We start from the raw sequence: 25847 nt of genomic DNA, 5'->3' as shown, positions 1-25847 counted from the left end.
CACGTGACGGGGGAGGCGGGCTGCCCGCGGCTCAGGCAGAGGGCGCGAGTTCCGTCATCAGTCGGCGGGTTTCCAGTAGCAGTTCGCCCCCGACGGCCGCCGCCGCTGGTTCCTGGCGGTGGAAGATGTCGGTGAGTGAGTCGAGCGTGCTCCAGGCTTCCTTGAACGCTGCGTCGCGGCGTTCGTGCAGTGCTCCGGTTCCGGAGCCGGAGAGCAGTTCGGTTTCGATGGCGCAGATGAGACCGGCCTGGCCCAGCACCTCGGACAGGTGTTGGAAGAAGTCCGGCGACGGCGAGGCGAGTTCCTCGTCGTCGTTGACCCCCTTGAGCGTGCGGGTGAGGGCCAGGACTCGCGTGCAGACACGGCCCCACCGGGTGTCCTCGGCGAACGGCGGGGGCTTTGGTTCCGCGCGGCGCAGCCGGCCCCCGGGGTTCCAGCGCGAACCCTCCATGGCCCAGCGGCGGGCCTCGCTCACGTTCTGCAGCGACACTGTGAGGCCGCCGGCCGAGTGATGCCAGCTCTCGGACTTCTCCAGCCCGTCCTCCTCGCCGAGTCCTTCCGCCATGGTGCCGAGTACATCAGCCGTCTCCCGCGCGAGACGGACGAGACGGTCACGAACACTGCGTAGATGAACGGGCGGGAGGACGAACGCGTTGACCAGAAGCCCGATCACCGCACCGATCAGCGTCTCGAGGAGCCGGTGCCCCACGGTCGACGTGCTGGACACACCACCGGTGATGACGAAGAGCGCTGTGGTGGCACCGTAGATACCCTGGCTTCCGAAGCGGCGGTAGTTGCCGAGCAGCATCATGAACGGCAGTGTGAGCAGCATGGCGACCATGGTCTGGTCACGTGTGAAGGCCATCGCCGCGGAGGCCCACAGGGTGCCGAGGGCGATGATGGCGAACTGCTGGATCCCCGTACGCAGCGACTGGTAGACCGTACTGCCGACCATCGCGATCGCCGTCCACGGAGCCAGCAGGGCCATCGGCGCCTGGAACCACCATCCGCTCACCGCCCACGCGGCTATCGCCGCCGCCGCTGCCTTCAGGGACTGGACGAGCGTCTCCCGCTCCGGCCCAGTCCCCACACACGCGCTACGGACAGACCGGCGGACTTCCGCCCACTCCTGACTCACCCACCGCCGCGCCCACGTCGGCCTCACGATTTCTGTCAACCCATTCCCTTCTCCATGCTCGCCCGATTCCATCAGGCCTTTTCATCGCCCTCTGGCGTGAATTCAGTTGATTCGTGACGGACGTGACTGTCTTCGGCTGCGTGGGTGACTACAGCCGTCACCGGCTCTTGCCCCGACCTTTGAGTAGGCCGGTACCCCAAGAACTCCGGCACGCACGCCCGGTCCCCCAGTTGGGGGGCCTTTCCAAGGTGCCCGAGTGGGAGCGGCTCCCCAGGGAGATCATCTGCCTGGCTTCCCGTGTCCGCATGGATCTCCTTGATCCGCTCGGCCAGCTCGACATCGCGATGCCGCTGTTCGCACGGTTCGCGGCGGACGTCCCGGTCGGCGCATCGGGCCCGGAGCAGGGCTGAACGCGCCTGCGGGCTTCGGGTCGATCTGGTCGGACGCCTTCATGCCGTCGATCACCCGACTGGACAGCGGGCCTGGTCTGTTCGGGGCCCCCATTACGCCAGGTCGCCCTCTGGGCGACATTTAGCTGTACGTGCTTAACGGTTTCGGGGGCACCCCTGTGGAACGGCGAGCCTTCTTCGGCTCACGCCACACGAGTGGAGAGGATCTGCTGATGGGCCACAGCGGGAGCGTGATCGCGGAACTGACAACCGACCATCGCGAAGTCGACGAACTGACTATCGAGCTGGTGCGCCACTCCGTCGCCGAGGAGATGCACCTGTACCCCGCGGTGCGCGAGCACGTAGAAGGCGGTGACGAAATCGCCGACAAGGAACTCTCCGATCACGCGGAGGTGGAACAGCACCTCAAGGACTTGGAGGGCCTGGCCGCAGAAGATCCGCAGTTCAATGACCTGGTGGCGAAGCTGAAGTTCGAGGTCAGCGAACACGTGCGTGACGAAGAGGGCCGACTCTTTCCCCTCCTCGCCGCGGCCTGGACACCCGTAGCCCTGGACGAGCTGGGCGACAAGATCCGCACGGCCAAGAAGACAGCCCCCACTCGCCCGCATCGCTCCGGACACTACAGCCTTCCTGTAACGGCTCCGCGTCCCGTCTGCCTCGGCCGGTGCGCGGCTTTCCGAGCGGCTGGCCGATCCGGCTCCGGGCAGGGGCCCGGCGGCCCGCCAGCTGCCGCCGGTCGCGGGGAGCCTGCTGCAGTTCGGCGACACCGGCGGGCAGGTTGTCCCTCACCACCGCTCCGCCGCGAGGTTGCGTGGCGGCGCAGTGGTCGCGTCAGACAGTGCTTGGGAACCGGTCCCAGACTCGGTGGGAGCCGAGCAGTGTGGTGACGTCGTCCAGCACCTGAGCAGCGGCCTGACCGGTGACGATGCCGGGGGCGGTGAGGGAGCAGCCGGCCGCTGTGATGACCTGTTCCCCGTTGTTCCACGCGCCGATGGCCTTACCGTGCCGGTATGCCTCGTTGACCAGGAGCAGCACCCGGGGGTCTGTGGCCGGGTCGGGCCCGTCGCCGGCCTTGGCGTCACGGGAGCCGATGGCGTCGTCGCCGCGTCCGGGAGCGCCGGCGAGCAGGACGGCGTCGAACTCGACGGACCGGGCGGCGGCGAAGGTGCGCTGGACGGTGACCGGGTCACCGTCCGCGTCCAGGACACCGCCGGAGGGTGCGATGACCAGCGCGACCATGCCGGCGTCCTGAACGGCGTCGCGGACTGCGCGGACACCGTCGAGGTCGGCGTCCTGGTCTGCGACGATCCCGATGACGCGGCCGTCCACCGGCCAGACCTGCCCGATCTGCGACAGGGCCGGGCTGGGCTCCGGCTCGGCGAGGGGACCGTCGGCCTCCGGCGCGGGAAGACCGAGCCCGGCGGCGACCTGCGCGCACAGCTCACCGTCGATCCGGGCGAGCACCTTGAGCCCGCGTTCCTTGACGGGCTGTTCGTAGCACTTGCCCAGTTCGAAGGTGTAGGCCGCGATGATGTGTTCGCGCTCAACCGGGCTCATGCTGAGCCAGAACAGGCGAGGCTGGCTGAAGTGGTCGTCGAACGACTCGGGGGCCTCGCGCACCTTGCGGCTCGCGGCGACCTCGGCGGGCACCTCCACGAACGCACCCGTGTCCGCGCCGGCGAGGAACGGGCACCCGCCGTCGAGGGAGTTGGGCCGGTAGGGCGCGACGCCCCGGTGGACCGCGGTCTGGTGCATGCCGTCCCTCAGCATGTCGTTGACCGGAGCGTGGGTCCGGTTGATGGGCAGTTGGGGGAAGTTGGGGCCGCCGAGCCGGGTGAGCTGGGTGTCGACGTAACTGAACAGCCGGCCCTGGAGCAGCGGGTCGTTGGTGAGGTCGATGCCCGGCACCATGTTGCCCACGTGGAAGGCGACTTGTTCCGTCTCGGCGAAATAGTTCGACGGGTTGGCGTTGAGGGTCATCAGGCCGATCGGCTGGACGGGAGCCAGCTCCTCCGGAACGATCTTCGTGGGGTCCAGCAGGTCGATGCCCTGGAACGTCTGCTCGGGGTTGTCTGGGAAGGTCTGCACCCCCAGCTCCCACTGGGGGAAGGCGCCTGCCTCAATGGCGTCGGCGAGGTCCCGGCGGTGGAAGTCGGGGTCTACACCGCCGGTGATCTGGGCTTCTTCCCAGACCTGGGAGTGACTGCCGAGCTTGGGTTTCCAGTGGAACTTGACCAGCGTGGTGCCGCCCCCCGCGTCGACGAGCCGGAAGGTGTGGACGCCAAAACCCTCCATCATGCGGAACGAGCGTGGGATGCCCCGGTCCGACATATTCCACAGGGTGTGGTGGGTTGCCTCGGAGTGCAGCGTCACGAAGTCCCAGAACGTGTCGTGCGCGCTCTGCGCCTGCGGGATCTCACGGTCGGGGTGCGGTTTGCCGGCGTGGATGATGTCGGGGAACTTGATGGCGTCCTGGATGAAGAAGACCGGGATGTTGTTCCCGACGAGGTCGAAAACACCCTCCTCGGTGTAGAACTTCGTCGCGAAGCCCCGCGTGTCCCGCACGGTGTCCGCCGAGCCGCGGGAGCCGAGCACCGTGGAGAACCGCACGAAGACCGGTGTCTCGACATCCTTGGCCAGGAAGGCGGCCCGGGAGACCTTCGCCGCGGAACCGTACGCGCGGAACACCCCGTGGGCGGCTGCGCCACGCGCGTGGACCACGCGCTCCGGGATGCGCTCGTGATCGAAGTGGGTGATCTTCTCCCGCAGGTGGTGGTCCTGGAGCAGGACCGGCCCGCGAGGACCCGCCTTCAGGGAGTGGTCGGTGTCGTACAGCCGCGTGCCCTGCGCTGTGGTCAGGTAGGCGCCGCTCTGCGCGTTACGGCCCGGGTCGGCTCCGGTCGGCCGGCCCGTGGGACTGACCGTCTCCGGCCCGGCTTGGTCGGGCTTGGGCGGCAGCGGGTCACGTGGCTCCGTCGGCTCCTCGACGGACGGGGCGGCGCTGTTCGGCGCACCCGGCACGCCGTCCTTCGGCCCATCGCCGCCGAGGACGGCGTCGGCGGCCTTGTCGATCATTGACTGAAGGGGATTCGTGTCGTCGCTCATGGACTTCTCCTGATGAGAGGGGGCGGGTCTACGCATCAGTGCCCGGCTCCGGGTACTTCGTAGCGGTGCACTCGGGGGAAAATGGCGGACGTCTCCGGCAGGCCGCGCAGTAGGTCGACGGTCGTGCTCACGTTGCCGATGCCGGACGAGGCTGGTCCGTCTGGTCGCGTCTTCCTGAGCAACACCGGCCCGTAAGGCAGGGTGCTCAATCGACGCGACAGCCGGATCATCGGCCTGCCCGGTCAGGTCTGCGGCGGTGCAGGCAGGACGCGCCGCGGCGGGCATCACACGACGAGCCTCCTCGCCCGCCGTGGCATCGGCGAACTCCTGCGTGTGATCCGAATGCCCGGACCCGAGGATGGCGACGAAAGGGTGGATGGAAGGAACGGTCGTGCTCACGTTGCCGATGCCGGACGAGCCCAGAAAGACCGTACACAGCTGGATACGGGCCGTCAGCGCGCCCGCTCACTCTTCCACGGCAACACGTACGCTCCGCACCTCGCTGTCCACCGTGTCGGGGATCACCATGCCGGCGTCGACTCCGCCGCGCAGGTACTCCAGCACCTCCTTGGTCAGCCGCTCGCCGGGCAGCGCCGCAGGAATCCCCGGCGGGTAGGGGGTGAGCATTTCGGCACTGACGCGGCCTGCCGCCTTCCGCCAGGGCACCTGCTCGGTGGGACCGAAGAAGGCGTCGCGGGGGAGCACCACCTGCTCCAGTCGTAGCTCGGCGGGCCCGGGGACGTGCATCTCGGGCGCCGGCCGCAGTTCCTCGGCATGACGCGCGAGGTCCTCGAAGGCGGTGAGTAGCCGTTCCGCGGACTCCTCGTCGTCGGCGTGGGAGAACTGGGCGCTGATCCGGCGGTGGTCGCTGAGGTGCAGATTGACGCGGTGGTGCTCGCGAATCCAGTCGGCCGCGCTGTACCCGGAGATGTGCAGGCCGGTGATGTCCACGATGACCTGGAGGGGGTCCATGTCCGCGGCCCGTCCCGGCCCGCAGAAATCGGCGCGGCCGTGCACACGCATTCCGTCGATCGCCTCGATACGGGACCGCACGCCCGCGACCAGTGACAGGGCCCTGTCGTACAGGTCTCGCCCGTGTTCGACCATTTGCCGCCGCCAGCCGTCCAGGGCCGCGTAGATGAGAGTGGACGGACTGGTTGTTCCGAGCAGGTCCTCGCGCGAACTGAGCACGTGCCGGTCGACCAGGTCGCCCCGCAGATGGAACACGGAACCCTGTTCCAGCCCCGAGCCCATCTTGTGTACCGAGGTGACGCACACGTCCGCGCCCGCGTCCATGCCCCAGGTGGGGAGGTCGGGGTGGAACGGCAGGTGTGCGCCCCACGCCTCGTCGGCGATCAGCGGTTTGCCGTACCCGTGACAGACGGCGGAGATGGCGGCGAGATCGGAGCACGTCCCGTAGGGCGTGGGGCTTGTGACCAGCGCACCCTTGGCCTCTGGGTGGTCGCGGAACGCCGCGTGAAAGGACTCGCTGGAGGGCGGATGCGTGAGGTGCCGGTCGCCGTCCCACTGCGGATCGACCCAGATGGGGCGTACGCCGGAGAGGATGAGCCCCGAGATCACCGACTTGTGCGCGTCCCGGCCGACGAGCAGAGTCTCGTGCGGGCCCGCGACCGACAGCATCGCGGCCTTTACGGAGAGCGAACTCCCGCAAGTGGAGAAGAACGTGTGCTCGGCGTCTACGGCGTCTGCCATCAGCGCTTGAGCCTCGGCGAGGACGCCGTGCGAGGAGGTTCTGTCGTCGAGACCACTGATGGCGAGTACGTCGGAGCGGAAGACGGCGTCCCCGAGAACCGCACGGACTCTGGGGTCGGCGCCCCGGCCCTGCTTGTGGCCCGGCGGGGTGAACGGCGTCTGTTGCTCGGCGTGGTAAGCCTCAAGTGCTTCCAGCACCGGTGCCTTCGAGTGGTCCATGTGACGTCGGTGCCCTGTGGACCGGGATGAAAACAGGAAAGCGGCTGTCTTCGCCCGTCCGGCCCCGCCCGTCACGAGCCGTCTGCGCCCCTGCGCCGTATCGGCTACCGCACCCCGACCGGCCGACGCCCCGCAGGTGACGGCGCGGCGGCCGGACGCGGGGCCGGCCGACAGAACCGTTGGCATACGGGCACGAACGAGGAGGAGACGTTCGCACGACGCTCTCGTGTCCTGCGTCGATGGCGTGGGCCGAGCAGTGAGACTGATCGGGTGGAACCGGTCACCATCGGCGTGGAAGAAGACCATGTGTGCTCGACCCGATTACCGGGTTGCCGGTCGCCGCAGGGGAGCAGGTGAGAGCCGCCGCGGGAATGGCCGTGAGCGTCGGGGAGGACGAGGTGCAGCCCCGCGCTCCTGCAGACGCAGATTGAGGTGGCCACGCCCGTGAGCGAGCGGCTGGAAGAGGCGGGCGCCTCCTGCGGCAGGGAACGCCCGCCGACCGTCAGTGGAGGGCACTCGCGAAAGGCGGCCTGAAGGCCGTGACCGACCTGATCCTCGTCGACACCACGGCAGACTGATCAGCGGGGGGTGCCTCTATGCCGTTCGTCAAGGCGCCCTGTCGGGTTTGGGGTGGTTCAGGTTGCTGGGGTTATGCGGCGAGTTCGATGTCCGCGGGCGTGAGGGATTCGTAGAAGGTGCCATCGCGGAGCATGGCGAACAGGACGCTGATGCGTAGGCGGAGGAGGGCTTGGGTGTGGGTTTGGCCGCGGGCTCGCTGACGGTCGTAGTAGGTCCGGGATGCGGGGTCGGCGTTGATGCAGGCGAAGGCGGAGAGGAACATGGCGCGTTTGAGCTGCCGGTTTCCGCCCCGGGGTGCGTGTTCGCCGTGGATCGAGGTCCCGGACGATTTCGTCGTTGGTGCGAGTCCGGCGTAGGGGGCCAGGTGGGCGGCGGTGGGGAAGCTGGTGCCGTCGCCGACGGTGGTCAGCAGGACTGCGGCGGTCCTGACGCCGACGCCGGGCATCGAGGTCAGGACCTGGGAAAGAGGGTGGGCCTCCAGCAGGGTGTTGATCTGGGCTTCCATCGCCCTGCGCTGGGTGTGCACGGCGGTCAGGGAAGCGGCCAGGGAGGGCACGACGATGTCCAGGGTGCCGGTGCCCGGGACGACAACGGTCTGCTCGTCGAGCGCGTCGAAGACGTCATCGATCAGTCGCGCGGCCATGCGCGGGGCCTTCGGGCGGATCAGTTCCATGAGCCGGCGGCGGCCGGCCTTGTGCAGGGCGGCCGGGGATCCGTAACGCTCCAGGAGCCAGGTGACGGCCTGGTGGTCGAGGTGGGGCCCCAGGACGCGTTCCAGGCTGGGGTGGAACTGGGTGAGCAGGCCGCGTATCCGGTTGCTGGTGCGGGTGGCCTCGGCTGCGAGGTCCTGGTCGAAGCCGGTCAGCACGGTCAGCTCGGCGGTGATCTCGTCGGTCAGTTCCAGCGAGCGCAGGGTGTGCGGCATGGTTCGCGCGGCGTCCGCGATGACGGCCGCGTCCTTCGCGTCGGTCTTGGCCTCTCCGGGGTAGAGGTCGGCGATGCGGCGCATGGCCAGGCCGGGCAGGTAGGCCACTTGGCAGCCCGCGTCGCGGGCGACCGTCGGGGGCAGGGCGCCGATGGAGGCGGGCTGGTCCACGATGACCAGGACGGTGCCGAACTTCGCGGTCAGCTTGTCGAACACGGCCCGCAGCTTCGGCTCGCTGTTGGGCAGCGGCTTGTCGAAGACCTTCTTCCCGGCCGGGGTGAGCCCGTGGCCGTGGTGGGCGGACTTGCCGACGTCCAGGCCGAGGAACACGCCCACGTCTTCGATCTCGAACATCGCGCCCGCCCAGGGGGTTTGACGGTGCCGGCCTCGGCTCGGGTGTCGTGCTCGCGCATCCACGTTATGCAGACCTGCCGCCCGCGAACTGCCCGGCATTGCGCCGGACCGGACGGTGGCCGGACCTCTGATCAGCGTCTCCGACGAACACCCCCGGGCCCGGTGACACCACCCCCCAGGTCATCGACTTCGACAGGGGGACACAGTCATGCCGGACCCAGAGGCCAGCGGCCCCGTTGCAGGACCGCGAAAAGGATAAGGGGGGCCAGGCTCAGCCGCTGATCCTGGCCGCCCTCAACCGCTGATCCCAGTACTTGTCCGCTTGGAAACGCCGTACAGGCTGGGGGATGGACAGGTGGGGATGATCTGCTGCCTGCGCAGTGCGACGGGTTTGGACGCGTGCCCCGCCACCCGAAGACGTGCGCCGCGGTCACGGGCGTCGTGGTGCGGTGTGCTCCGCGATGCGGGAGCCTTGAAAGGTCTACCGAACGAGCTTGCGGGGCCGGTCCACGGAAGGCTGTCGGGGGTCGGCCCCGGGGAAACAAGGCGGTCCCGGACCCGAGCGACTGCCGCACGGGCCGCCTGAGCGAGGGCCGACGAAGCGCAGAGGGAGACGATGGCCAGAACGGTCGGTGTGGAAGAGGAACTCCTGCTCGTTGACGCGCGGAGCGGCGAACCGCAGGCTCTCTCCACAGCGGTTCTGGCGTTTGCGGACCGTCACGCCGACGGGCACCAGGCCTTCGAGCCCGACCTCCACCACCAATAGCTGGAATTCGCTACCCAGCCGCGTTCGGACATGTCCGAACTGGCGGAGAGGATCCTGCGCTGGCGAGCCGAGGCAGCCGAGAGCGCAGCGGGTTTCGGCGCCGCCGTCGTGGCGCTGGCGACGTCACCCCTGCCGGTCAGTCCTTCTATCGACGCCAGGCTCTCGCACCGCTATCCCACCGTTGAGATCAGAGTCGCGGACGTGTGCCTTGACCCGGCAGACACCGCGTTGCCCGCCACCCTCGTGCGCGGGCTCGTGGAGACGGCTGCTCGCAGCTGGCGAGCCGGCGAGCCGCCGGACGCGCTGCCAGTGAGCCTTCTTCGGACGGCGGCCTGGCAAGCAGCCCGCTCCGGCCTGGAGGGCTGCTTGCTGCATCCCCTGACCATGAGGCCCGAGCCGTCCAAAGATGTCGTGGACGCCTTGCTCGCTCATGTCCGGGACGCGTTGGAGGACAGCTGCGACCTGGCCGCCGTGAACACGGCATTGGGGGCCGTGGCGTCGCGCGGGTCGGGTGCTCGGGTCCAGCGTCGGCTGATGGCGAAGACAGCGAGCCTGCGCGCCGCCGTCGTCGAATGCGTGGCGAGAACGCGGGGCTGACGATGAGCAGGGCACTTCTTCGACGGCCCGGGTGACAGTCTCGTCACCGGTGGCAACGGTTGTGGAACTCGGGGTGCGCGCGCTCTTTTTCGATACCTCTCGGCCAGGACGGCACCCTGATCGGCACGCTGGACCTGTACCGGGGAAGAACCGGTGCCTTGTCGGCCCGGGGCCAGCCCTTCGCTTTCTCCGCAGGGGGTGCCATCGCCACTGCCCTTCCCGCTCTGTCCGGATTTCTGTCAGGTCCGGCACGCGCCGACTCGGGGATAGTCCGGCGGCGGTGCTCCACAGAGCCCGCTTCCACACGGACCCGCGTGGCGCGTGGGCGAGTGTGCCAGCTCGCAATTGTGCGATCGGCTCGCGGAGTCGGTAGCGTGGTCAACACGACAGCAGTCGGACGGTCACGGGCCGATGACACAGCCTCGCAGCCAGAAACCGTCCCGCTCAGCACTGCTGGGAAGGAGACGCCCTCCTGTGTAGATGGTTGGCCTATTCCGGCACGAGCGTGGTCCTCGGAGACCTTCTTTACGAACCTGAGCACTCGCTCATCGACCATAGCCTGCACTCCCGACCGGGCGTCGAGACGACCAACGGAGACGGCTGCGGTGTCGGCTGGCGGTACAGCAGACCAACTGCCATCCGTTCCGGCACGGCCGGTGGATGTGGATGCACAACGGGGCTGTGGCGGACTTCCCACGCCTGCGGCGAGAGCTGTCGCTCTCCCTCGACCCGGCGTTGTTCTCCGCCGTCGAAGGGTCCACTGACTCGGAGGTGATGTTCTACCTCGCGGTCACCTTCGGCCTCGACCAGGACGTGCCGGGTGCCGTGGCACGTATGGCGGGGCTCATCGAACATGTGGGGCGCGAGGAAGGCGTGGAGGACCCACTCCAGATGACCGTGGCGGTGACCGACGGCGAAGAGCTGTGGGTCTTCCGCCATTCGAGCCGCCGGGCTTCCAGATCACTGTTCTGCAGCGACCGGGCGGACACGGTGCGGGCGTTGCAACCGGATCTGGATTTCCTGAGGCGGGTCTCCGACGACACCCGCCTGGTGGTCTCCGAGCCGCTGAGCGGTCTGCCGGGTGTCTGGAACGAGGTGCCGGAAAGCAGCTACGCACTCGTCCAGGCGGGCACTGACGAGTTCCTGCCGTTCGTACCCGTGCTCCCGGGTGATGGGCCCGCAAACGGCACCATCAGATGCCCGGAGGGCTGGGCGCGGTCTCCCGGCCACGCCTAACTGAACGGCTCCCCGTGCTGCCCCTTGCGGTCGCGGTTGGTCAGTCGGATCTGGAGGTGTGACAGGACGTCGGTGCGCTGCCGCCGCAACGCGGCCCGGGCGGCGTTGGCTCCGGGGGCCCCGTGGACTCCTCCGCCGGGGTGCGCGGAGGCGGAGGCGAGATAGAGGCCGGCGACAGGGGTCTCCGGGCGGCCGGTGCCGGGGGAGGGGCGGAAGATCAGTTGCTGGTGCATGGCGGTGGTTCCGCCGTTGATGGCGCCACCGTGCAGGTTGGCGTCCAGGCTCTCCAACGTGGGCGGGGCAAGGATGCGCCGGGCTCTGATGTGGCTGCGGAAACCAGGGGCGTACCGCTCGACCTGTGCCTCGATCCGGTCAGCCATGATCTCTTGCTCGCGGGCGTTCCAGGCGCCGGTGAGCCCATCGTCTCCGGCGTCGCCCTTCACCAGGTGCGGTACATGGGTATAGGCCCAAGCGGATTCGGTGCCACGGGGCGAGCGGCTGGGGTCTGTCGTGGTCATCTGGCCGAAGAGCGCGAAGGGCGTGTCAGGGATGCGGCCCATGGCGATCTGCGCGGCGAAGCGGGTGAGGGCGTCGATGCCGTCCGCGAGGTGGACGGTTCCAGCCTGCGCGGCCTCGGGGCAGGTCCAGGGAACTGAACCGTCCAGAGCCCAGTCGACCTTGAATGTGGCGAAGTCCCACTGGAAGCGCTCCAGGTCGGCGAGCAGCCGTCCCGGGAGGTGGTGTTCGGGCACCAGGGGGCCGTAGAGCTGGGGCGCGGAGACATCGGCCAGGACCGCCTTGCGGGCCGGGACCGCCTCGCCGCTCGCAGTGCGGACGCCGACGGCACGGCTGCCGCGGACGATGACCTCGGTGACCTCTTCCCCGCAGCGGACGGCGCCGCCGTGCTGTGCCAGTCGGCTGACGAGGGCGGCGGTGAGGGCCCCGGAGCCGCCGGTGGGAACGGGAAAGCCGTAGGTCTGGCCGAGCATGGCCATGAGCCAGCCGAAACCACCGCTGCCGGCCGCCTCCGGCGCGAGGTCCGCATGCAGTGCGTTGCCCGCGAGAAGAAGCCTGCCGCCCTCGCCGCGGAACTCCTCCTCTCCCAGGCGCCGAACCGGCAGCACCATCGTCCTGGCCAGTCGAAGCCCGCCCGCAGCGCGCAGCCGGAAGGCCAGCCGGGCTCCGGCGCGGACTGGCGGGAACGCCGTGAACAGGGCGTCCAGCAGGTCGGGCCGCAGCGCCTCCCAGACTCTTTCGAGTTCCTTCCACGCGGCACCGTCCCTCGGGGCGAACGCCTCCAGACTTGCGGCCGTCTCCTCCACGTCGCGGCTGAGGACGGCGCAGCGGCCATCCCGCAGGGGATGAGCGAGCACCTTCGGGGCATGGCTCCAGCTCAGCCCTTCCCGCTCCAGGTGCAGGCCGGCCAGGACCGGGGAGGCGGCCGCCAGAGGATAGAAGGCGCTGAAGAGGTCGCTGGTGAACTCGGGGTCCGCCCCCCGGTCGTGCCGAACCGCGCCTCCGGGCTCGTCCTGTGCCTCCAGCACCTCGACGCTCCAGCCCGCTTCGGCCAAGAGATTGGCTGCGACCAGCCCATTGGGGCCCGCCCCGATCACTACGGCGTCCGGCATGCGTCGCTCCCGGCTCAGTAGGGCCGCCCCCGGCGGAGCGGCTGCGTGCAGGCCCGTCCCGTTGCACACTCCCGGTGTCCAGGCCCGCCTTGTTTCACGCCCGGCGCGGTCGCGGCCGCCCGGGAGCAGGGTGGACCGGCCCCTCGTTGTCCTCGCACAGCCGGGCGAGCCGGCCCAGCATCGCGCGGTGCCGCAATTGCTGCGCCGCGTCCAAGAGGCCGTTGTGCAGGGCACCCCCCGCTCCGCGCAACGGGTGTTCGTCGAAGATGATCAGCGTGTCCTTCCCCCAGGGCCGGATCTCGATCGCGATCCTCGCGGTCCCCAGCGCGCCGCTGTCCACCTCCAGTTCGAGGGCGGTGTCCGGTTCGCTGCGCCGCACGACGGTCCGGTTGTGGAGGGCGAGCGGTCCGAACTTGATCTCGTAGCGGAGAGCCGCTCCCAGCTCCGGCCACCGCCCCTCGTCCAGTCCGGCCCGCGAGGTACCGACCACCCACTCCCCGTACCGCTCGACGTCCGACAGCGTTCTCCAGACGTTGGCGGGAGACGTCCTGATCAATCGGTGCCGGACGGCCATGACCCCTCCGTTGCTCCAGCTGTCGCGTCGCTCTCCACGCCATTCCACGCTAGGCGCGTGCGCGCGTTTTCGCGCGGGGAGAAGCTGCCGGCAGCGTCGGTCGGCTGTCGGAGCGCGGCCGCCCGGCGCGGGGGCCATCCTGGGTGAAGACGCTGGACCGTCGGCTGCGTGGAGGTGCTATGTCCGCCGCGAGTGCCCTGACCGGCCGCACGAGGGCCGTGACCGACGACGTTACGCCTCGGTCTGCGCCACGCAGTGGGTGGGCGCGGCTCGCGCGGCAGTGGGAGAACGACGGCGGCATCGCTGCGACCGGCCCGCTGAGGGATTCCTGCCGCAGACCGATTCGCGACGGAGGCTGAGGGTACTCGTGCCGTCCCGGTAACCGCGAGCCACGACGTACGACGAACAGGGAGATGGTGTTGGCATGACGGGCTCGGCACTCATCATCATCGACATGATCAACACCTATGAGCACCAGGACGCGGAACTCCTGCTGCCGGCCGCGGAGGCGGCGCTCCCCGGGATCGTGTCGTTGCTCGACCGTGCACGCGCGGCCGGTGCCCCGGTCATCTACGCCAACGACAACTGGGGCCAGTGGCGCTCCCATCACGGGGAGCTGCTCGACCACGCGCTGTCGAAGCCGCACGCTGCCCTCGTGGAGCCACTGCGCCCGGACGCCGACTCCCTGTTCATCGTCAAAGCCAGACACTCCATCTTCTACGAGACGCCCCTGACATATCTGCTGGGACAGCTGGGCGTGCATCAACTCGTTCTGACCGGCCAGGTGACGGAACAGTGCATCCTTTACTCGGCGCTCGACGCGCACATCCGTCATCTCGGCGTGACCGTACCCGCCGACGCCGTGGCAGCCATCCACCCCGAACTCGCGGAGGCTGCGCTCTCGATGATGGGGCGGAACATGGACGCCGACATCACCCAGGCCGCGGAAGTCGTGTGGTGAGCCGGGCCTGGTCGCAGGGCCAGTGTGCTGGGTACACGCACCTGGCGGGGCGAGCAGAGAGCCGAAGCTGTCAATTCTCACCTGGAGGAATTCGGATGACGACTGCTACCTCACGGACCACCGGAATCGGGAACCTGCGGACACTGCCCGGGGTATACGCTCCGCAGTCGGACACCTACCTGCTTGCCAACGCTCTTCGTGACGAGGGGATCAGAGCGGGGACGGACGTCCTCGACCTCTGCACGGGGAGCGGCGCGCTCGCCGTGCTGGCCGCAGGCATGGGTGCCCGAGTGACGGCGACCGACATCTCCTGGCGGGCGGTGCTGACCGCGCGGATGAACGCTGCCCGCGACGGCCATCGCATCCGGGTGCTGCACGGGGACCTGACCGCGCCGGTCGCTGAGCAGCGCTTCGATCTGGTGATGAGCAACCCACCGTACGTGCCCACCCCGGGGGTACGTCGCTCCCGCAGTCATGGCTCGGCGGTTGCCTGGGACGCCGGCCATGGCGGACGGCAGACCCTGGACCGGATCTGCGCCCAGGCCCGGCACGTGCTCCGGCCGGGCGGTGCACTGCTCCTGGTGCACTCCGGGCTCTGTGGCGTGGAGGAAACACTCAGGCAACTGACCGGAACCGGTCTGCGCTGCTCAGTGACCGACCGGTCCTCCGTACCCTTCGGCCCCGTGATCACCCGGCGGTTGCCCTGGCTGCGGGCCCAGGGGCTGATCGGCGCAGGCGAGGACTCCGAGGAACTGGTGATCATCCGTGCCGAACGAAGCTGACCGCGCCAGGCGCGTGACCGTTGTCCGGGACGGCCCGATCCTGATCGAAGGGCCGGTGGAGATCGTCCGGGAGGACGGCACGATCGCCACCTCCGACCGGTTCGTCGTCGCCCTCTGCACCTGTCGTCGCAGCCGGGCGTACCCGTGGTGCGACACCAGCCACCGCCGCCGCAGGAAACATCCCGGCACCGGCCGCCGTGCAGGCTGCGCCCCGTCCTCCGACAGCGACTCAAAGGGTTCCCATGACCGCGACGTCCACTGATCACAGCAACAGCACTACCGATCCCGCCATGCCCTACCCGAGGGGGCCGATTTCGGCCGGTCTGTTCGCTGCCCTCGGCTCGTCGGGCCGGACCCCGCCGACGGTGGACGTGGCCGCGGCCGCCGACCCGTACGGGGAGGACCTGCAGCTGGCCCTCTATGCGCTCTACGAGTTGCACTACCGCGGCTTCGCCGGTGTCGCCGACGACCGTGAGTGGGACCCCGTGCTCATGCCGTTGCGCCAGGCCCTGGAGGGGCGCTTCCTCAGCGCTCTGCGGGCCGATGTGCTCTCCGGCCGCTCGACCGACGAGGCGTTCGGTGAGCTGCTGATCGAGGCCACCGATCAGCAGGGCAGCGTCGCCCACTACCTTGAGCATGAGGGCGAATTGTGGCAGATCCGCGAATACGCCGCCCTGCGCTCTCTGTACCATCTCAAAGAGGCGGATCCACACGCCTGGGTGATCCCGAGGCTCCGTGGCCGGGCCAAGGCGGGCATGGTCGCCATCGAATACGACGAGTTCGGTGCCGGACGCGCCGAGAACGTCCACGCCCAGCTCTTCGCCGACCTGATGACGGACCTGGGCCTGAACACGAACTACGGCCACTACTTGGCGGCAGCCCCCGCCCCCGCCCTCGCTGTCGTGAACGTGATGACACTGTTCGGGTTGCACCGGGCGTTGCGCGGCGCGCTGGTCGGCCACTTCGCATGCGTCGAGGTCACCTCGTCGCCCGGTTCACGTCGCCTCGCCGCGGCGATGGTTCGCACCGGCGCCGGCTCTGCGGCGGAGCGCTTCTATGACGAGCACGTGGAGGCGGATGCCGTACATGAACAGGTCGTACGGCGAGAAGTGATCGGTGGTCTCCTCGCTGATGAGCCGCATCTCGATTCGGACGTGGCTTTCGGAGCCGACGCCACCGTGCATGTGGAGAACCGATTGGCATCTCACCTCCTGAACCACTGGCAGACGGGTCGGTCGGCGCTGTTCAGCGAGCAGCTCTGAATCACTAGTGAGGCGTTTTTTGCGTAGAGCGCGCGTTTCGAGGGCTGTCCGTCGGTCACCCGGTTCGCATCGCCGGACCTGGGACGCCCAGGCAGGTGAAGCTCCCGACGCCGCAGTGCGGCGGGCACTGCTTTGCCGCTGACCTCGGCCGGCCGGCTGCGATCATGGCCACGAAGCCGATGTCTATTCATGGGGCCGACATCGGACCCGATCCCGAGACAACGCAGTGAATCGACCTACGTCCGCGTTCGGACCGGACACACGGGGCGCTCGCCCCATTCGTCACACAGAAGGAGCTGATCGACATGTCGCGTGCTCTGGCACTCGTCTGCACCCTGTCGCCGTCGCCGAAGCGTTCCAGCAGCCACCTGCTGGCGGATCAGATCATGGCTGAGCTCTCCGCACTGGGTGTCCAGGGAGAAACCGTGCGTGTCGTCGACCATGACGTGCGTCCGGGAGTCGCACAGGACATGGGAGACGGAGACGCGTGGCCCGCACTGCGCGAGAAGGTGCTGGCCGCGGACATCGTGCTGGTGTCCACTCCCATCTGGCTGGGACACCCCTCGAGCGTGTGTCAGCGCGTCCTGGAACGACTGAACGCGGACATTTCCGAAACCGACGAAAAAGGCCGCCAGCTGACCTACGGCAAGGTCGGCATCGCTGCCGTGGTCGGTAACGAGGACGGAGCGCACAAGGTCAGCGCCGACCTCTTCCAGGGACTCAACGACCTCGGTTTCACCTTGGCACCGGGTGCTGTTACCTACTGGGTCGGCGAAGCACAGCAGGGAACCGACTACCAGGACCTGGACCAGACACCCAAGGCGGTCGCCGCCACTACACACACCCTCGCCGTCAACGCGGCGCACCTCGCCGGGGTGCTCGCGGACGCGCCGTTGCCGCCCAGCTCGTAGGCACCGGCACCGGACGGGTATGTGACGCCGACAACTGGGAGGGCTCATGCTGCGCACGGACGGTCGGAGCCGAGGAGGAGCTGTTGCTCGGCGACGCGCGAAGCCGGCGCATCCGTGGCTGCTCCGGCGACTGCACAGCTGGCGGGCAGCCGGTTTCGCTGGCTGGCGGGGCCAGTTCGGTCTTGTCGCAAAGGAGCAACTTGACGCCCGGGTGCCATGTGCATGTATCGGTCGACCCGGACGAAGAGGGCGTCGCGGTACTTGACCGGCGCGACTCTGGTTGCCGACTCTCCCGGCCGTCAGCCCGAATTCGCCGTTCTGGCAAGGCCGGGACAGCCCCTGCAGCGGCTATCGGCAGCCCGCGGCTGGCAGGCCGGTTCCCCGCCGGACTCGACAAGCTTGAGCATCCTGGCCTCGCGCTTTCGTACGCCCTGCAGAACTTGGAGGTTGGCTATGTAGGAGAGTCTGGCTCAGATCATCACCCGCTACGAACAACCTGACTTGGCGGACAGCATGCGAGCCATCGCCACCGGCCCGGCCCTCCCCAACGGACATCCGCCTCATGGCTCGCCAGGATCAGGGGTAACGCAGGGCTGAAGCAGGGCGGCCACAGGCCGCCCGTGGCCCCGGCCCCGTGAATCCGGATGATGCTGCCACTTTCAGCCGAATACCACGTCCGGCCGTTGACCGCAGCAGGGCGTCCACGATCACGATCACCTGTCGGCGGGGCCATGGCAGGAGTCGTGCCGGACCACCGGTGGAACCAGGCGCGTCAACGTATCGGTTGCCTCATTGAAGGCCCCCTCCTCGGGTTCGTTCGAGGCTGCTGTCTTGGCGTGGAGTCAGGAGATGGATCAAGCGTTGACTTCTGAGTGATCGCCACCCCAGAGGGTGTGGAAGCTGCCGTCGCGGTCGGTGCGGTGGTAGGTGTGTGCACCGAAGTAGTCGCGCTGGCCCTGGGTGAGCGCGGCCGGGAGGCGTTCGGCGCGCAGGGAGTCGTAGTACGCGAGGGTGGCGGCGAAGGCCGGGGTGGGGACGCCCTTGGTGACGGCGGTGGAGATCACGGTGCGCCAGTCGTCCTGTGCGGCGGCGATCTCCTCGGCGAACCCCTTGGCCGCGAGAAGGCTCGGAAGCTGCGGCTGGGCTCCGTAGGCTTCGGTGATCCTGTCGAGGAACGCGGCCCGGATGATGCATCCGCCGCGCCAGATCGCGGCGACCTTGCCGAGGTCGATGTTCCAGTCGTACTGCTCGCTGCCCGCCGCGATCTCGTGGAACCCCTGGGTGTAGGCGACGATCTTCGAGGCGTACAGCGCCTGCTCGACCTGGTCGGCGAAGGCCGCCGCCTCGTCCTTGCCGAGCTTCTGGGCGGTCGGTCCCGCGAGGTGGCGTGAGGCCTCGCGGAGGGCGGCGTGGCCTGAGACGGAGCGGGCGAAGACGGCCTCGGCGATGCCGGAGACCGGTACGCCCAGGTCGAGGGCGATCTGCACGGTCCAGCGGCCTGTGCCCTTCTGCTCCGCCTGGTCGAGCACCACATCCACGAAGGGCTTCCCGGTCGCCTCGTCGACGTGCGAGAGCACCTCCGCGGTGATCTCGATGAGGTAGGAGTCCAGGCGCCCGGTGTTCCAGGTGCGGAAGATGTCCGCGATCTGCGCGGGGGAGTAGCCCGCCACGTCGCGGAGCAGCTGGTACGCCTCCGCGATGAGCTGCATGTCCGCGTACTCGATGCCGTTGTGCACCATCTTGACGAAGTGTCCGGCGCCGTCAGGGCCGATGTGCGTGCAGCAGGGCGTTCCGTCGTCGGCCTTGGCGGCGATGCTTTCGAGGAGCGGCCCGAGCGAGGCGTAGGACTCCACCGATCCGCCGGGCATCATGCTCGGCCCGTTCAGCGCGCCCTCCTCACCCCCGGAGATGCCGGTGCCGACGAAGTGGATGCCTCGCTCCCGCATGGCCTTCTCACGGCGCCGTGTGTCCTGGAAGTGGGCGTTGCCGCCGTCGATGAGGACGTCGCCGTCCTCCAGCAGAGCGGCGAACTCCTCGATGACGGCGTCGGTCGGCTCACCGGCCTTGACCATGATCACGATGCGGCGCGGCTTCTCGAGCGAGGCGACGAACTCCTCGGCGGTCTCGGCGGGGACGAAGTCCCCCTCGGAGCCGTGGGCGTCGACGAGAGCCCGGGTGCGGGCCGCCGTGCGGTTGTGGACGGCCACGCTGTGGCCGTGACGGGCGAAGTTGCGGGCGAGATTACTGCCCATGACGGCGAGTCCGGTGACGCCGATCTGTGCGGTGGGTCCGGACGAAGGACTGGTGGGCATGCGGTGGTCCACTCCTTGCGGTCGACGAGCTCTGTCGCCGGGCGGGGCCCGAGCCGGGGACGGACGGGCGGCGCCCGGGCGGGTATCCGTACGCAGCCCGGTCATGTTCGCACGCCCGGTACGGGTGACGACGTCGGACGCGGGGGAGTGGGCCGGGGTGTCCCCTCCCGGAGGGGGGAGGGGTGGCCCCGGCGGGTACCGAGCAGGGCGCCGCCCCAGCCGTGTGCCTCCGCCGTGCGGGCGAGGAACGTCGAGTACTCGATGGACCCCCAGCCGGTCGTGGTGTCGTCCTCTCACCCCGCCCGATCGGCCGTGGCGGCCGCCGCCCCGTTGGCGGTGTCCATGAGGAATCCGCCGGACTGGTGGTGCCACAGCTTGGCGTAGGCGCCGTCGGTGAGCAGGAGCTCATGATGCGTGCCCTGTTCGACGATGCGGCCCTGGTCGAGCACGATGAGCTGGTCCATCGCGGCGACCGTACTCAGGCGGTGCGCCACGACCAGCGCGGTCCGGCCCTCCATCAGCTGCCACAGCGCCTGCTGTACGAGGGTCTCGCTCTCGGAGTCCAGCGCGCTGGTCGCCTCGTCCAACAGTAGGATCGGCGCGTCGCGCAGGATCGCACGCGCGAGAGCGACCCGTTGGCGCTGCCCGCCGGAGAGCTTGACGCCGCGTTCCCCGACCATCGTGTCGAAGCCGGCCGGGAGCTGGTCGGCGAACTCGGTGACATGAGCGGCGTCCGCGGCTGCGCGGATCTCGGCGTCCGTCGCTCCGGGGCGGGCGAAGTGGATGTTCTCGCGCAGGGTGCGGTGGAACATGGCAGGGTCCTGCGGGACGTACGCGATCAGGCTCCGCAGGTCGGACTGGCGCAGCCTGCTGATGTCCTGACCCCCGATCAGGATCCGCCCCGACCTGACATCGGCCATCCGCAGCAGCAGCCGGGTGAGCGTGGTCTTGCCACCGCCTGACCGCCCGACGAGGCCGATTCTCGCCCCGCTGTGCACGTCCAGTTCCAGTCCGTCGAAGATCGGCTCGCCCCCGTCGTGGGCGAAGGTGACGTTCTCGAAGCGGACGTCAGCGGCCTTCCGGGCCAACGGCTCGGGCGTCTCGGGGTCGAGCACGGTGGGCGGGACGAGGAGCAGCTCGGTGAACTGGGCCGCCTCGGTCATCGAGCTCTCGATGCGACGGTAGATCTGGTTGAACTCGAACATGATGCGGGTCGACCCCGTGTAGTACGTGAAGGCGACGACGATCGCCTCCACACTGCCGGTGCCTGCCCCGATCCCGACGGCGAGAAGCAGGCCGAGTCCGTTGGTGAGCACGGACATCGGCGCGACGAGGGTGTCGATACGGAGATTGCCGTAGTCCCACGAGCGCAGCATCAGCCGCCGGGACTCGGCGACGCGTGCCCGGTGCTCGGCCGCCTCGCGTTCCTCGGCCGCGAACGCGCGCACGGTGTCCATGTTCATCAGCGCGTCCGACACATGGCCCGACACCCGGGCGATTGCCTCCTCACGCCGGTTGACCAGCCTCTGGCGGCGTCGGATGAGCGGCGCGGCGCACACGGCGGTCAGCGCGATCATCGTCAGCAGGCCCGCCACCAGCAGGGGATCGTAGCTCCAGAGGATCACCGTGCCGAACAGCAGCGGTGCCAGGCTGCCGACCACGTTGAACGTGAGGGTGTCGATGAACTCCTCGAAGCGGGAGGCGAAGCTCAGCACCCTCTTGGTCAGCGATCCTGCGAAGTTGTCCTGGTAGAACGAGGCGTCCTTGGCGAACAGTTCGTCCATGCCGGTCACATACAGGTGCTCGATGCCTCGGGCGTCGACGCGGTTGAGACAGTGCAGACCCACCCGCCACATGGCTTCCGCCAGGAGCAGCACTCCGGCGAAGACGCCGACGTAGGGGAGCGCCTCGCGGACGCCTATGGACCCGTCATCGGCGATCCGGCCGACGAGTTTGGCCACGACCAGGGGCGCGATGTAGGTGATGCCGATGTTGCCGAGGGCGGGGAGTGCGAGCGCGGGAACGGAGAGCCGGCGCTGGCGGGACAGCTCCCGAAGGTAGTGGCGGAGTGCGAGCCGGACCGGGCCCTTGCCCGGTCCGGTGCTGTGAGACTGCTGCGATCCCATGCCGTCCTCATGTCGTTTCGCGGGCGGTTGCTCCGGGGCGAGAGATCCGGGGGAAGAGGAGTCTCCCGTGGGCGGGTTGTCGGCGTCCAAGCGTTTTCGGGGCTCGGGGCGGCCCGGCGACGGCTTTCGGCCGGTCGGATGAGCTCGCCGGAGGCCGGGAAATATCCAGCACATGCTGTACAGGTGAAACTGTACAAGTGGGACTGTGGGAGTTAGCGTGGAGACATGAGCGAGAATCCCGGCCTGCCACCCTCGGCGATCCAGGCGTCGCGTGAGGTCCGCGCGGTCATCAGCCGCCTGCGGCGCCGCATCCTGAACGCCTCCGAGGTCGAGGACATCACCCTGGGCCAGGCGTCCGTCATGGCCCGTCTGTCGGGCAAGGAGGGCGTCACGGCCAGTGCGCTGGCCTCCGCAGAGGGGGTGCGCCACCAGTCGATGACGTCGACGGTCACCTCGCTCGCCGCCAGGGGGCTGGTGGAGCGGAGCCCCGATCCGGAGGACGGGCGGCGCCTGCTGATCGCGCTGACCGCGGAGGGACGCCGGCGGGTGGAGGAGGGACGGCAGGCCAGGACCGAATGGCTGGCCGGACAGTTGCAGGACAAGTGCACGGAAGAGGAACGCAGGACCGTGATCGCCGCCATGTCCGTACTGGAGCGGCTGACCCGTGACTGACGCCAGGACGCAGGACGCCAAGGAGTCGGACAAGCCGGGATTCGACCGGCGGCTTCTACCGCCGATGATGCTGGGCTCGGTCCTGAACCCGATCAACTCGACGATCATCGCCGTCGCCCTCGTGCCCGTCGGCAGGGCCCTGGGCGCGCCCGTCTCGCAGACCGCGTGGCTGGTCTCCGCCCTCTATCTCGCCACCGCCATAGGGCAGCCGGTCGTGGGACGGCTCATCGACATCTTCGGGCCGCGCAGGCTCTTCCTCCTCAGTACCGGGCTCGTCGGCCTCGCCGGTGTCGTGGGCACCCTGGCACCGAATCTGGGGGTCTTGATCGGGGCACGCGTCCTGCTCGGTTTCGGCACCTGCGCCGGCTATCCCGCCGCGATGGCGCTGGTGCGGAGCGAGGCCGAGCGCACCGGGCGGGACAGCCCCGGGGGAGTGCTGACCGCCCTGGCGGTCGCCAACCAGACCATCGCCGTCGTCGGCCCGCTGCTGGGCGGCCTCCTGATCGGGCTGGGCGGCTGGCGCACCACCTTCGCGCTGAATGTGCCGCTGGCCGCCGCCGCCGTGCTGCTGGGGTTCCTGCGGCTGCCCAGGACAGCGGGGACGGGCGCTTCCCGCCGGCGTGGACGGCTGAGCGCCCAGCTCGACCTGCCCGGCATGGGCCTGTTCGCGGTGATGCTCATCTCGCTGCTGCTCTTCCTGATGAACCTGCATCTGCGCGACTGGTATCTGCTGGTGATCGCCGTCGTCATGGGCGCCGCCTTCGCGGTGCGGGAGCTGCGGGCCGCCACCCCGTTCATCGACCTGCGTGTCCTGGGCGGCAACACACCGCTGCTGATCACCTACGGCCGTGCGCTGGTCGCGTACGTCGTCGCCTACTCCTTCCTCTACGGGTTCACACAGTGGACGGAGGAGGGCTTCGGGCTCTCACCCTTCCACGCAGGACTCGTGCAGATTCCCATGTTCCTGCTGGCCATCGGTGTCTCGGTCGTCTCCGGGCGGCGCAAGGGTGTGCGTGGCAAGCTGCTCGTCGGCGCGGCCGGGCAGATCGTCGCGTGCGTGGTCATGCTGACGCTCACCGGCGAGAGCCCCGTGTGGATGCTGGTCCTGGTCGCCCTGATCTTCGGAGTCCCGCAGGGGCTGAACAACCTGGCCCTTCAGAACTCCGTCTACTTCCAGTCCGATCCGGAACGCACCGCCTCCTCCGCCGGCCTGCTGCGTACCTTCGCCTACATAGGCTCGATGGTCGCCTCCGCCACAGCCGCCGCCTCGTTCGGGCAGCGCGCGGACACCGGCGGAATGCACGAGCTCGCCTGGGTCATGCTCGGCGCCGGCGTGCTCTACCTCCTGTTGACCGCCTTCGACCGCACGGTCGGCCGCGTGGGCATTCCCCCGGCGAAGTAGGACCGTGCGTCACTTCCGAACGCGCCGTCACTCCCGAACACGCTGCCACTTCCCAACACGCTGCCACTCCCGAACACGCTGTACGCACACGAAAGGCAGAACCATGTCCCGTACCGCACTCCTGCTCATGGACCTCCAGAACAGCAATATCGCCCAGGTGCCCGACGACTACGTGTCCCGTGCCGAGCGTGCCCTGGACACGGCCCGTGCCGCGGGTGTCCCGGTCATCCACATAGCCCTGCGATTCCGCGAAGGCCACACCGACGCCCACCCCCGCAACAAGATCTTCGGCGCTCTTCCGGCGCAGCTCTTCACGGCCGACGACCCCGGCGCCGCCATCCACCCCGCCGTCGCGCCCGCGGAGGGCGAGATCGTCGTCCACAAGAACCGCGTGAGCGCCTTCGCCGGCAACAACCTCCAGCAGATCCTGGCCGCCCAGGACATCAGCCACCTCGTCCTGGCCGGAATCTCCACCGCGGGTGTGGTCCTGTCCACCGCCCTCCAGGCCGCCGACCTCGACCACCGGGTCACGGTCCTGTCGGACGCCTGCGTCGACCCCGACCCGGCGCTCCACGACACCCTCATCACCCACGTCCTCGCGCGGCGCGTCGAGGTCAGCAGCATCGACGCGTGGCGCGACAGCCTCGAAGCCGCCTGAACGGCACCCCGGGCCCGGCCGTCCGCCGTCAGGGGTGCCTCGCACGGTGGCCGCTACCCGAACAGGTCCCGCTCCTCAGGGACCAGGTGCATCGCTGCCTCCTCGGCGGACGCCGCCGCACCGTCGATACCGACGTCCTGCGCGGTGAGGGTGGACGGCACATGCCCGTCCCCCTCCTGGGTGAGCCTGCCCGCGCGGTCCGTACCCACCTCGGTGTCATACAGCTCCCCGTCCCCGTCCGCCAGATCCCCGGGGCCGTCCTGCGCGGGCTCGGTGTCCTCGGGAACCTCCCTGGTCAAGCGGCTGTCGAGGGACTCGCCCGTGTGCTGCTCCGAGGCGGTGGTGCCCTTGTCCTGGACCGCCCAGGGCCGCTCCGGCGGGGAGTACCCCTCGTCCAGGACGTCGGTGATCCCGGTCGTCTCCAGGGTGTCCTCGATGTCCAGCAGATCATCGGGGTCGGAGGCCTCCGGCTCCTGCGGCTGGTAGACGTCGTCCCCCCGGTCGCTGTCGGTCATGGCGTACCCCTTCCTCCGGGTCCCCCTGTACGCAATTCCACTCCGGTCCGGCCACGTACGCAACGGAAGCGGGCCCCCGGCCGGGGGCCCGGCACCGCACCTCACTCGGGCCAGGGTGATTCGAGGATCGTGCGCACGAAGTCCTTACGCTCGAAGCCGGGAACATAGTGCTGGAGGACATCGGCCTTGACGTTGCCGAACGTCGTCTCCGGTTTCGGGCTGATGCCCTCGGTGAACGAGGCGAGGATCCGCCGCTTGAAGTCCGGCCGTGGATGGAGCGCGACGATCGCGGCCCTGTCGGCGTCGGAGACATGCTCGTACCCGATGCCGAGCACGTCGTACTCCACGCCGGCGGTCACCAGCGCCACCTCGGGTTCCATGAACTGCGGGATGCCCGGGGTGGTGTGCAGGGCGATGGCCGTCCACACCCGCCGCACGCTGTCCTCCGGCACCCCATGGGACTGGAGGAAACGACGCGCCTCGTCCGCACTGTCCACCTCGAAGCGCCGGCCGCTGTCACGGAAGCGTTCGCCCAGCCCCAGGTCGTGGAACAGGGCGCCGATGTAGAGGAGTTCCGGATCGAAGGAGAGATCACGCCGGCGCCCCTGCAGAGCGCCGAAGAGGAAGACCCGGTGCGAGTGGTGGTAGACGAGTTCGTCGGTCGTGTCCCGTACGAGCGCGGTGGCATCGGCCGCGAGCTTCGTGTCCGGTACGTGTACGCCGGCTGCCGGGGACGGGTTCGCTGTCATGTTCTCACCGAGCTTCCTGTGCGACGGGGTCGGGGAAGGGTACGCCCAGGATCTGCGCCGTGCGGTCCTGTGCCGGACCGACAGGCCGTGGACGCGACTGATTCACCTCGGCGACGTGTCGGACGGAGGGCATCGTCATTGGCATGGACCTGCCTATCGAACTGGACTACAGTCCGTAGTGGCACAGCTGAGAGCGCTCTCAGCTCGCTCTCGGATGCTTTCTGTTCCACCCCCACGAAGCTGGAACAACAGA

At 69.1% G+C, this 25847-nt stretch carries 18 protein-coding genes and 4 pseudogenes; 12 read left to right on the top strand and 10 right to left on the bottom strand.

Features of this window, described 5'->3' with window-relative positions; translation table 11 throughout:
- Positions 1-31: 31 nt before the first annotated feature.
- The gene (locus OG623_RS01765; protein ID WP_406143621.1) at positions 32-1090 is read right to left on the bottom strand and encodes an aromatic acid exporter family protein; all 1059 of its coding nucleotides are present in this window, start codon (positions 1088-1090) and stop codon (positions 32-34) included.
- A 670-nt stretch (positions 1091-1760) separates the two neighbouring features.
- Between OG623_RS01765 and OG623_RS01760 the strand changes: the two are divergent.
- A pseudogene (locus tag OG623_RS01760) lies at positions 1761-2259 on the top strand (hemerythrin domain-containing protein); the annotation flags it as partial.
- Positions 2260-2379: 120 nt separating this feature from the next.
- Here the strand turns inward: OG623_RS01760 and OG623_RS01755 are convergent.
- The 3 genes from OG623_RS01755 to OG623_RS01745 form a co-directional block, all read right to left on the bottom strand.
- A complete protein-coding gene (locus OG623_RS01755; protein ID WP_406143620.1) occupies positions 2380-4653 on the bottom strand; it encodes a catalase in 2274 nt (757 codons plus the stop codon).
- Positions 4654-5118: 465 nt separating this feature from the next.
- Complete coding sequence (locus tag OG623_RS01750; protein ID WP_406143618.1) at positions 5119-6585, bottom strand: aminotransferase class I/II-fold pyridoxal phosphate-dependent enzyme; 1467 nt, start codon at positions 6583-6585, stop codon at positions 5119-5121.
- A gap of 649 nt (positions 6586-7234) precedes the next feature.
- On the bottom strand, positions 7235-8443 hold the full coding sequence (locus tag OG623_RS01745) for an IS110 family transposase (protein WP_406143617.1): 1209 nt from the start codon (positions 8441-8443) through the stop codon (positions 7235-7237).
- A gap of 616 nt (positions 8444-9059) precedes the next feature.
- On the opposite strand from OG623_RS01745, the pseudogene OG623_RS01740 reads away from it, so the two are divergent.
- Positions 9060-9806: pseudogene (locus tag OG623_RS01740) on the top strand (glutamate-cysteine ligase family protein).
- Positions 9807-10278: 472 nt separating this feature from the next.
- Positions 10279-11042 (top strand): annotated as a pseudogene (locus OG623_RS01735) (class II glutamine amidotransferase).
- On the opposite strand, the gene OG623_RS01730 reads toward OG623_RS01735, so the two are convergent.
- Both OG623_RS01730 and OG623_RS01725 read right to left on the bottom strand, forming a co-directional pair.
- A complete protein-coding gene (locus OG623_RS01730; RefSeq protein ID WP_406143615.1) occupies positions 11039-12670 on the bottom strand; it encodes a phytoene desaturase family protein in 1632 nt (543 codons plus the stop codon). The pseudogene OG623_RS01735 and the gene OG623_RS01730 sit on opposite strands and share 4 nt — an antisense overlap.
- A gap of 94 nt (positions 12671-12764) precedes the next feature.
- The gene (locus tag OG623_RS01725) at positions 12765-13244 is read right to left on the bottom strand and encodes an SRPBCC family protein (RefSeq protein ID WP_406143614.1); all 480 of its coding nucleotides are present in this window, start codon (positions 13242-13244) and stop codon (positions 12765-12767) included.
- A gap of 424 nt (positions 13245-13668) precedes the next feature.
- Between OG623_RS01725 and OG623_RS01720 the strand changes: the two genes are divergently transcribed.
- The 6 genes and pseudogenes from OG623_RS01720 to OG623_RS01695 form a co-directional block, all read left to right on the top strand.
- Positions 13669-14205 (top strand): isochorismatase family cysteine hydrolase, encoded by a 537-nt coding sequence (locus OG623_RS01720; RefSeq protein ID WP_406143613.1) that lies wholly within the window; start codon positions 13669-13671, stop codon positions 14203-14205.
- Positions 14206-14300: 95 nt separating this feature from the next.
- Positions 14301-14987: a HemK2/MTQ2 family protein methyltransferase gene (locus OG623_RS01715; protein ID WP_406143611.1), complete on the top strand. Its 687-nt coding sequence runs from the start codon at positions 14301-14303 to the stop codon at positions 14985-14987.
- Positions 14971-15249, top strand: coding sequence for a CDGSH iron-sulfur domain-containing protein (locus OG623_RS01710; protein ID WP_406143610.1), 279 nt, complete (start codon positions 14971-14973; stop codon positions 15247-15249). The genes OG623_RS01715 and OG623_RS01710 overlap by 17 nt, the downstream gene beginning before the upstream one ends.
- 28 nt (positions 15250-15277) lie before the next feature.
- Complete coding sequence (locus OG623_RS01705; protein WP_406143609.1) at positions 15278-16249, top strand: iron-containing redox enzyme family protein; 972 nt, start codon at positions 15278-15280, stop codon at positions 16247-16249.
- A 305-nt stretch (positions 16250-16554) separates the two neighbouring features.
- Positions 16555-17160, top strand: a complete 606-nt coding sequence (locus tag OG623_RS01700; RefSeq protein ID WP_406143607.1) for a flavodoxin family protein — start codon at positions 16555-16557, stop codon at positions 17158-17160.
- A gap of 99 nt (positions 17161-17259) precedes the next feature.
- A pseudogene (locus OG623_RS01695) lies at positions 17260-17533 on the top strand (glutamate-cysteine ligase family protein); the annotation flags it as partial.
- Between the two features lie 481 nt (positions 17534-18014).
- Here the strand turns inward: OG623_RS01695 and gndA are convergent.
- Both gndA and OG623_RS01685 read right to left on the bottom strand, forming a co-directional pair.
- The gene (gene gndA, locus OG623_RS01690) at positions 18015-19472 is read right to left on the bottom strand and encodes an NADP-dependent phosphogluconate dehydrogenase (RefSeq protein ID WP_406143605.1); all 1458 of its coding nucleotides are present in this window, start codon (positions 19470-19472) and stop codon (positions 18015-18017) included.
- 293 nt (positions 19473-19765) lie between these two features.
- Positions 19766-21598 (bottom strand): ABC transporter ATP-binding protein, encoded by a 1833-nt coding sequence (locus OG623_RS01685; RefSeq protein WP_406143603.1) that lies wholly within the window; start codon positions 21596-21598, stop codon positions 19766-19768.
- Positions 21599-21823: 225 nt separating this feature from the next.
- Between OG623_RS01685 and OG623_RS01680 the strand changes: the two genes are divergently transcribed.
- The 3 genes from OG623_RS01680 (at position 21824) to OG623_RS01670 (ending at position 24330) form a co-directional block, all read left to right on the top strand.
- Entirely contained in the window at positions 21824-22270 is a 447-nt protein-coding gene (locus tag OG623_RS01680; protein ID WP_406143601.1) for a MarR family winged helix-turn-helix transcriptional regulator, read from the top strand.
- A 64-nt stretch (positions 22271-22334) separates the two neighbouring features.
- Entirely contained in the window at positions 22335-23672 is a 1338-nt protein-coding gene (locus OG623_RS01675) for an MFS transporter (protein WP_406151630.1), read from the top strand.
- Positions 23673-23775: 103 nt separating this feature from the next.
- Positions 23776-24330: a cysteine hydrolase family protein gene (locus OG623_RS01670; RefSeq protein ID WP_406143600.1), complete on the top strand. Its 555-nt coding sequence runs from the start codon at positions 23776-23778 to the stop codon at positions 24328-24330.
- A 53-nt stretch (positions 24331-24383) separates the two neighbouring features.
- Here OG623_RS01670 and OG623_RS01665 read toward each other — a convergent pair whose 3' ends face one another.
- Together OG623_RS01665 and OG623_RS01660 are read right to left on the bottom strand one after the other, a co-directional pair.
- Positions 24384-24845, bottom strand: coding sequence for a DUF5709 domain-containing protein (locus tag OG623_RS01665; RefSeq protein WP_406143598.1), 462 nt, complete (start codon positions 24843-24845; stop codon positions 24384-24386).
- A gap of 101 nt (positions 24846-24946) precedes the next feature.
- Positions 24947-25594 carry an HD domain-containing protein gene (locus OG623_RS01660; protein ID WP_406143596.1) on the bottom strand — a complete coding sequence of 216 codons (648 nt, stop codon included), beginning with the start codon at positions 25592-25594 and terminating at the stop codon, positions 24947-24949.
- Positions 25595-25847 lie beyond the last annotated feature (253 nt).

It is taken from the genome of Streptomyces sp. NBC_01012, from assembly GCF_045162755.1.
In the GTDB taxonomy this organism is placed as follows: domain Bacteria; phylum Actinomycetota; class Actinomycetes; order Streptomycetales; family Streptomycetaceae; genus Streptomyces.
This window is presented reverse-complemented; position numbering and strand designations above follow the sequence as displayed.

What these genes read in the sequence shown, in the direction of transcription:
- OG623_RS01755 (WP_406143620.1), bottom strand. Translation starts at nt 4,653, where the DNA reads ATGAGCGACGACACGAATCCCCTTCAGTCAATGATCGACAAGGCCGCC.
- OG623_RS01750 (WP_406143618.1), bottom strand. Translation starts at nt 6,585, where the DNA reads ATGGACCACTCGAAGGCACCGGTGCTGGAAGCACTTGAGGCTTACCAC.
- OG623_RS01745 (WP_406143617.1), bottom strand. Translation starts at nt 8,443, where the DNA reads ATGTTCGAGATCGAAGACGTGGGCGTGTTCCTCGGCCTGGACGTCGGC.
- OG623_RS01730 (WP_406143615.1), bottom strand. Translation starts at nt 12,670, where the DNA reads ATGCCGGACGCCGTAGTGATCGGGGCGGGCCCCAATGGGCTGGTCGCA.
- OG623_RS01725 (WP_406143614.1), bottom strand. Translation starts at nt 13,244, where the DNA reads ATGGCCGTCCGGCACCGATTGATCAGGACGTCTCCCGCCAACGTCTGG.
- OG623_RS01720 (WP_406143613.1), top strand. Translation starts at nt 13,669, where the DNA reads ATGACGGGCTCGGCACTCATCATCATCGACATGATCAACACCTATGAG.
- OG623_RS01715 (WP_406143611.1), top strand. Translation starts at nt 14,301, where the DNA reads ATGACGACTGCTACCTCACGGACCACCGGAATCGGGAACCTGCGGACA.
- OG623_RS01705 (WP_406143609.1), top strand. Translation starts at nt 15,278, where the DNA reads ATGCCCTACCCGAGGGGGCCGATTTCGGCCGGTCTGTTCGCTGCCCTC.
- OG623_RS01700 (WP_406143607.1), top strand. Translation starts at nt 16,555, where the DNA reads ATGTCGCGTGCTCTGGCACTCGTCTGCACCCTGTCGCCGTCGCCGAAG.
- gndA (WP_406143605.1), bottom strand. Translation starts at nt 19,472, where the DNA reads ATGCCCACCAGTCCTTCGTCCGGACCCACCGCACAGATCGGCGTCACC.
- OG623_RS01685 (WP_406143603.1), bottom strand. Translation starts at nt 21,598, where the DNA reads ATGGGATCGCAGCAGTCTCACAGCACCGGACCGGGCAAGGGCCCGGTC.
- OG623_RS01680 (WP_406143601.1), top strand. Translation starts at nt 21,824, where the DNA reads ATGAGCGAGAATCCCGGCCTGCCACCCTCGGCGATCCAGGCGTCGCGT.
- OG623_RS01675 (WP_406151630.1), top strand. Translation starts at nt 22,335, where the DNA reads ATGATGCTGGGCTCGGTCCTGAACCCGATCAACTCGACGATCATCGCC.
- OG623_RS01670 (WP_406143600.1), top strand. Translation starts at nt 23,776, where the DNA reads ATGTCCCGTACCGCACTCCTGCTCATGGACCTCCAGAACAGCAATATC.
- OG623_RS01665 (WP_406143598.1), bottom strand. Translation starts at nt 24,845, where the DNA reads ATGACCGACAGCGACCGGGGGGACGACGTCTACCAGCCGCAGGAGCCG.
- OG623_RS01660 (WP_406143596.1), bottom strand. Translation starts at nt 25,594, where the DNA reads ATGACAGCGAACCCGTCCCCGGCAGCCGGCGTACACGTACCGGACACG.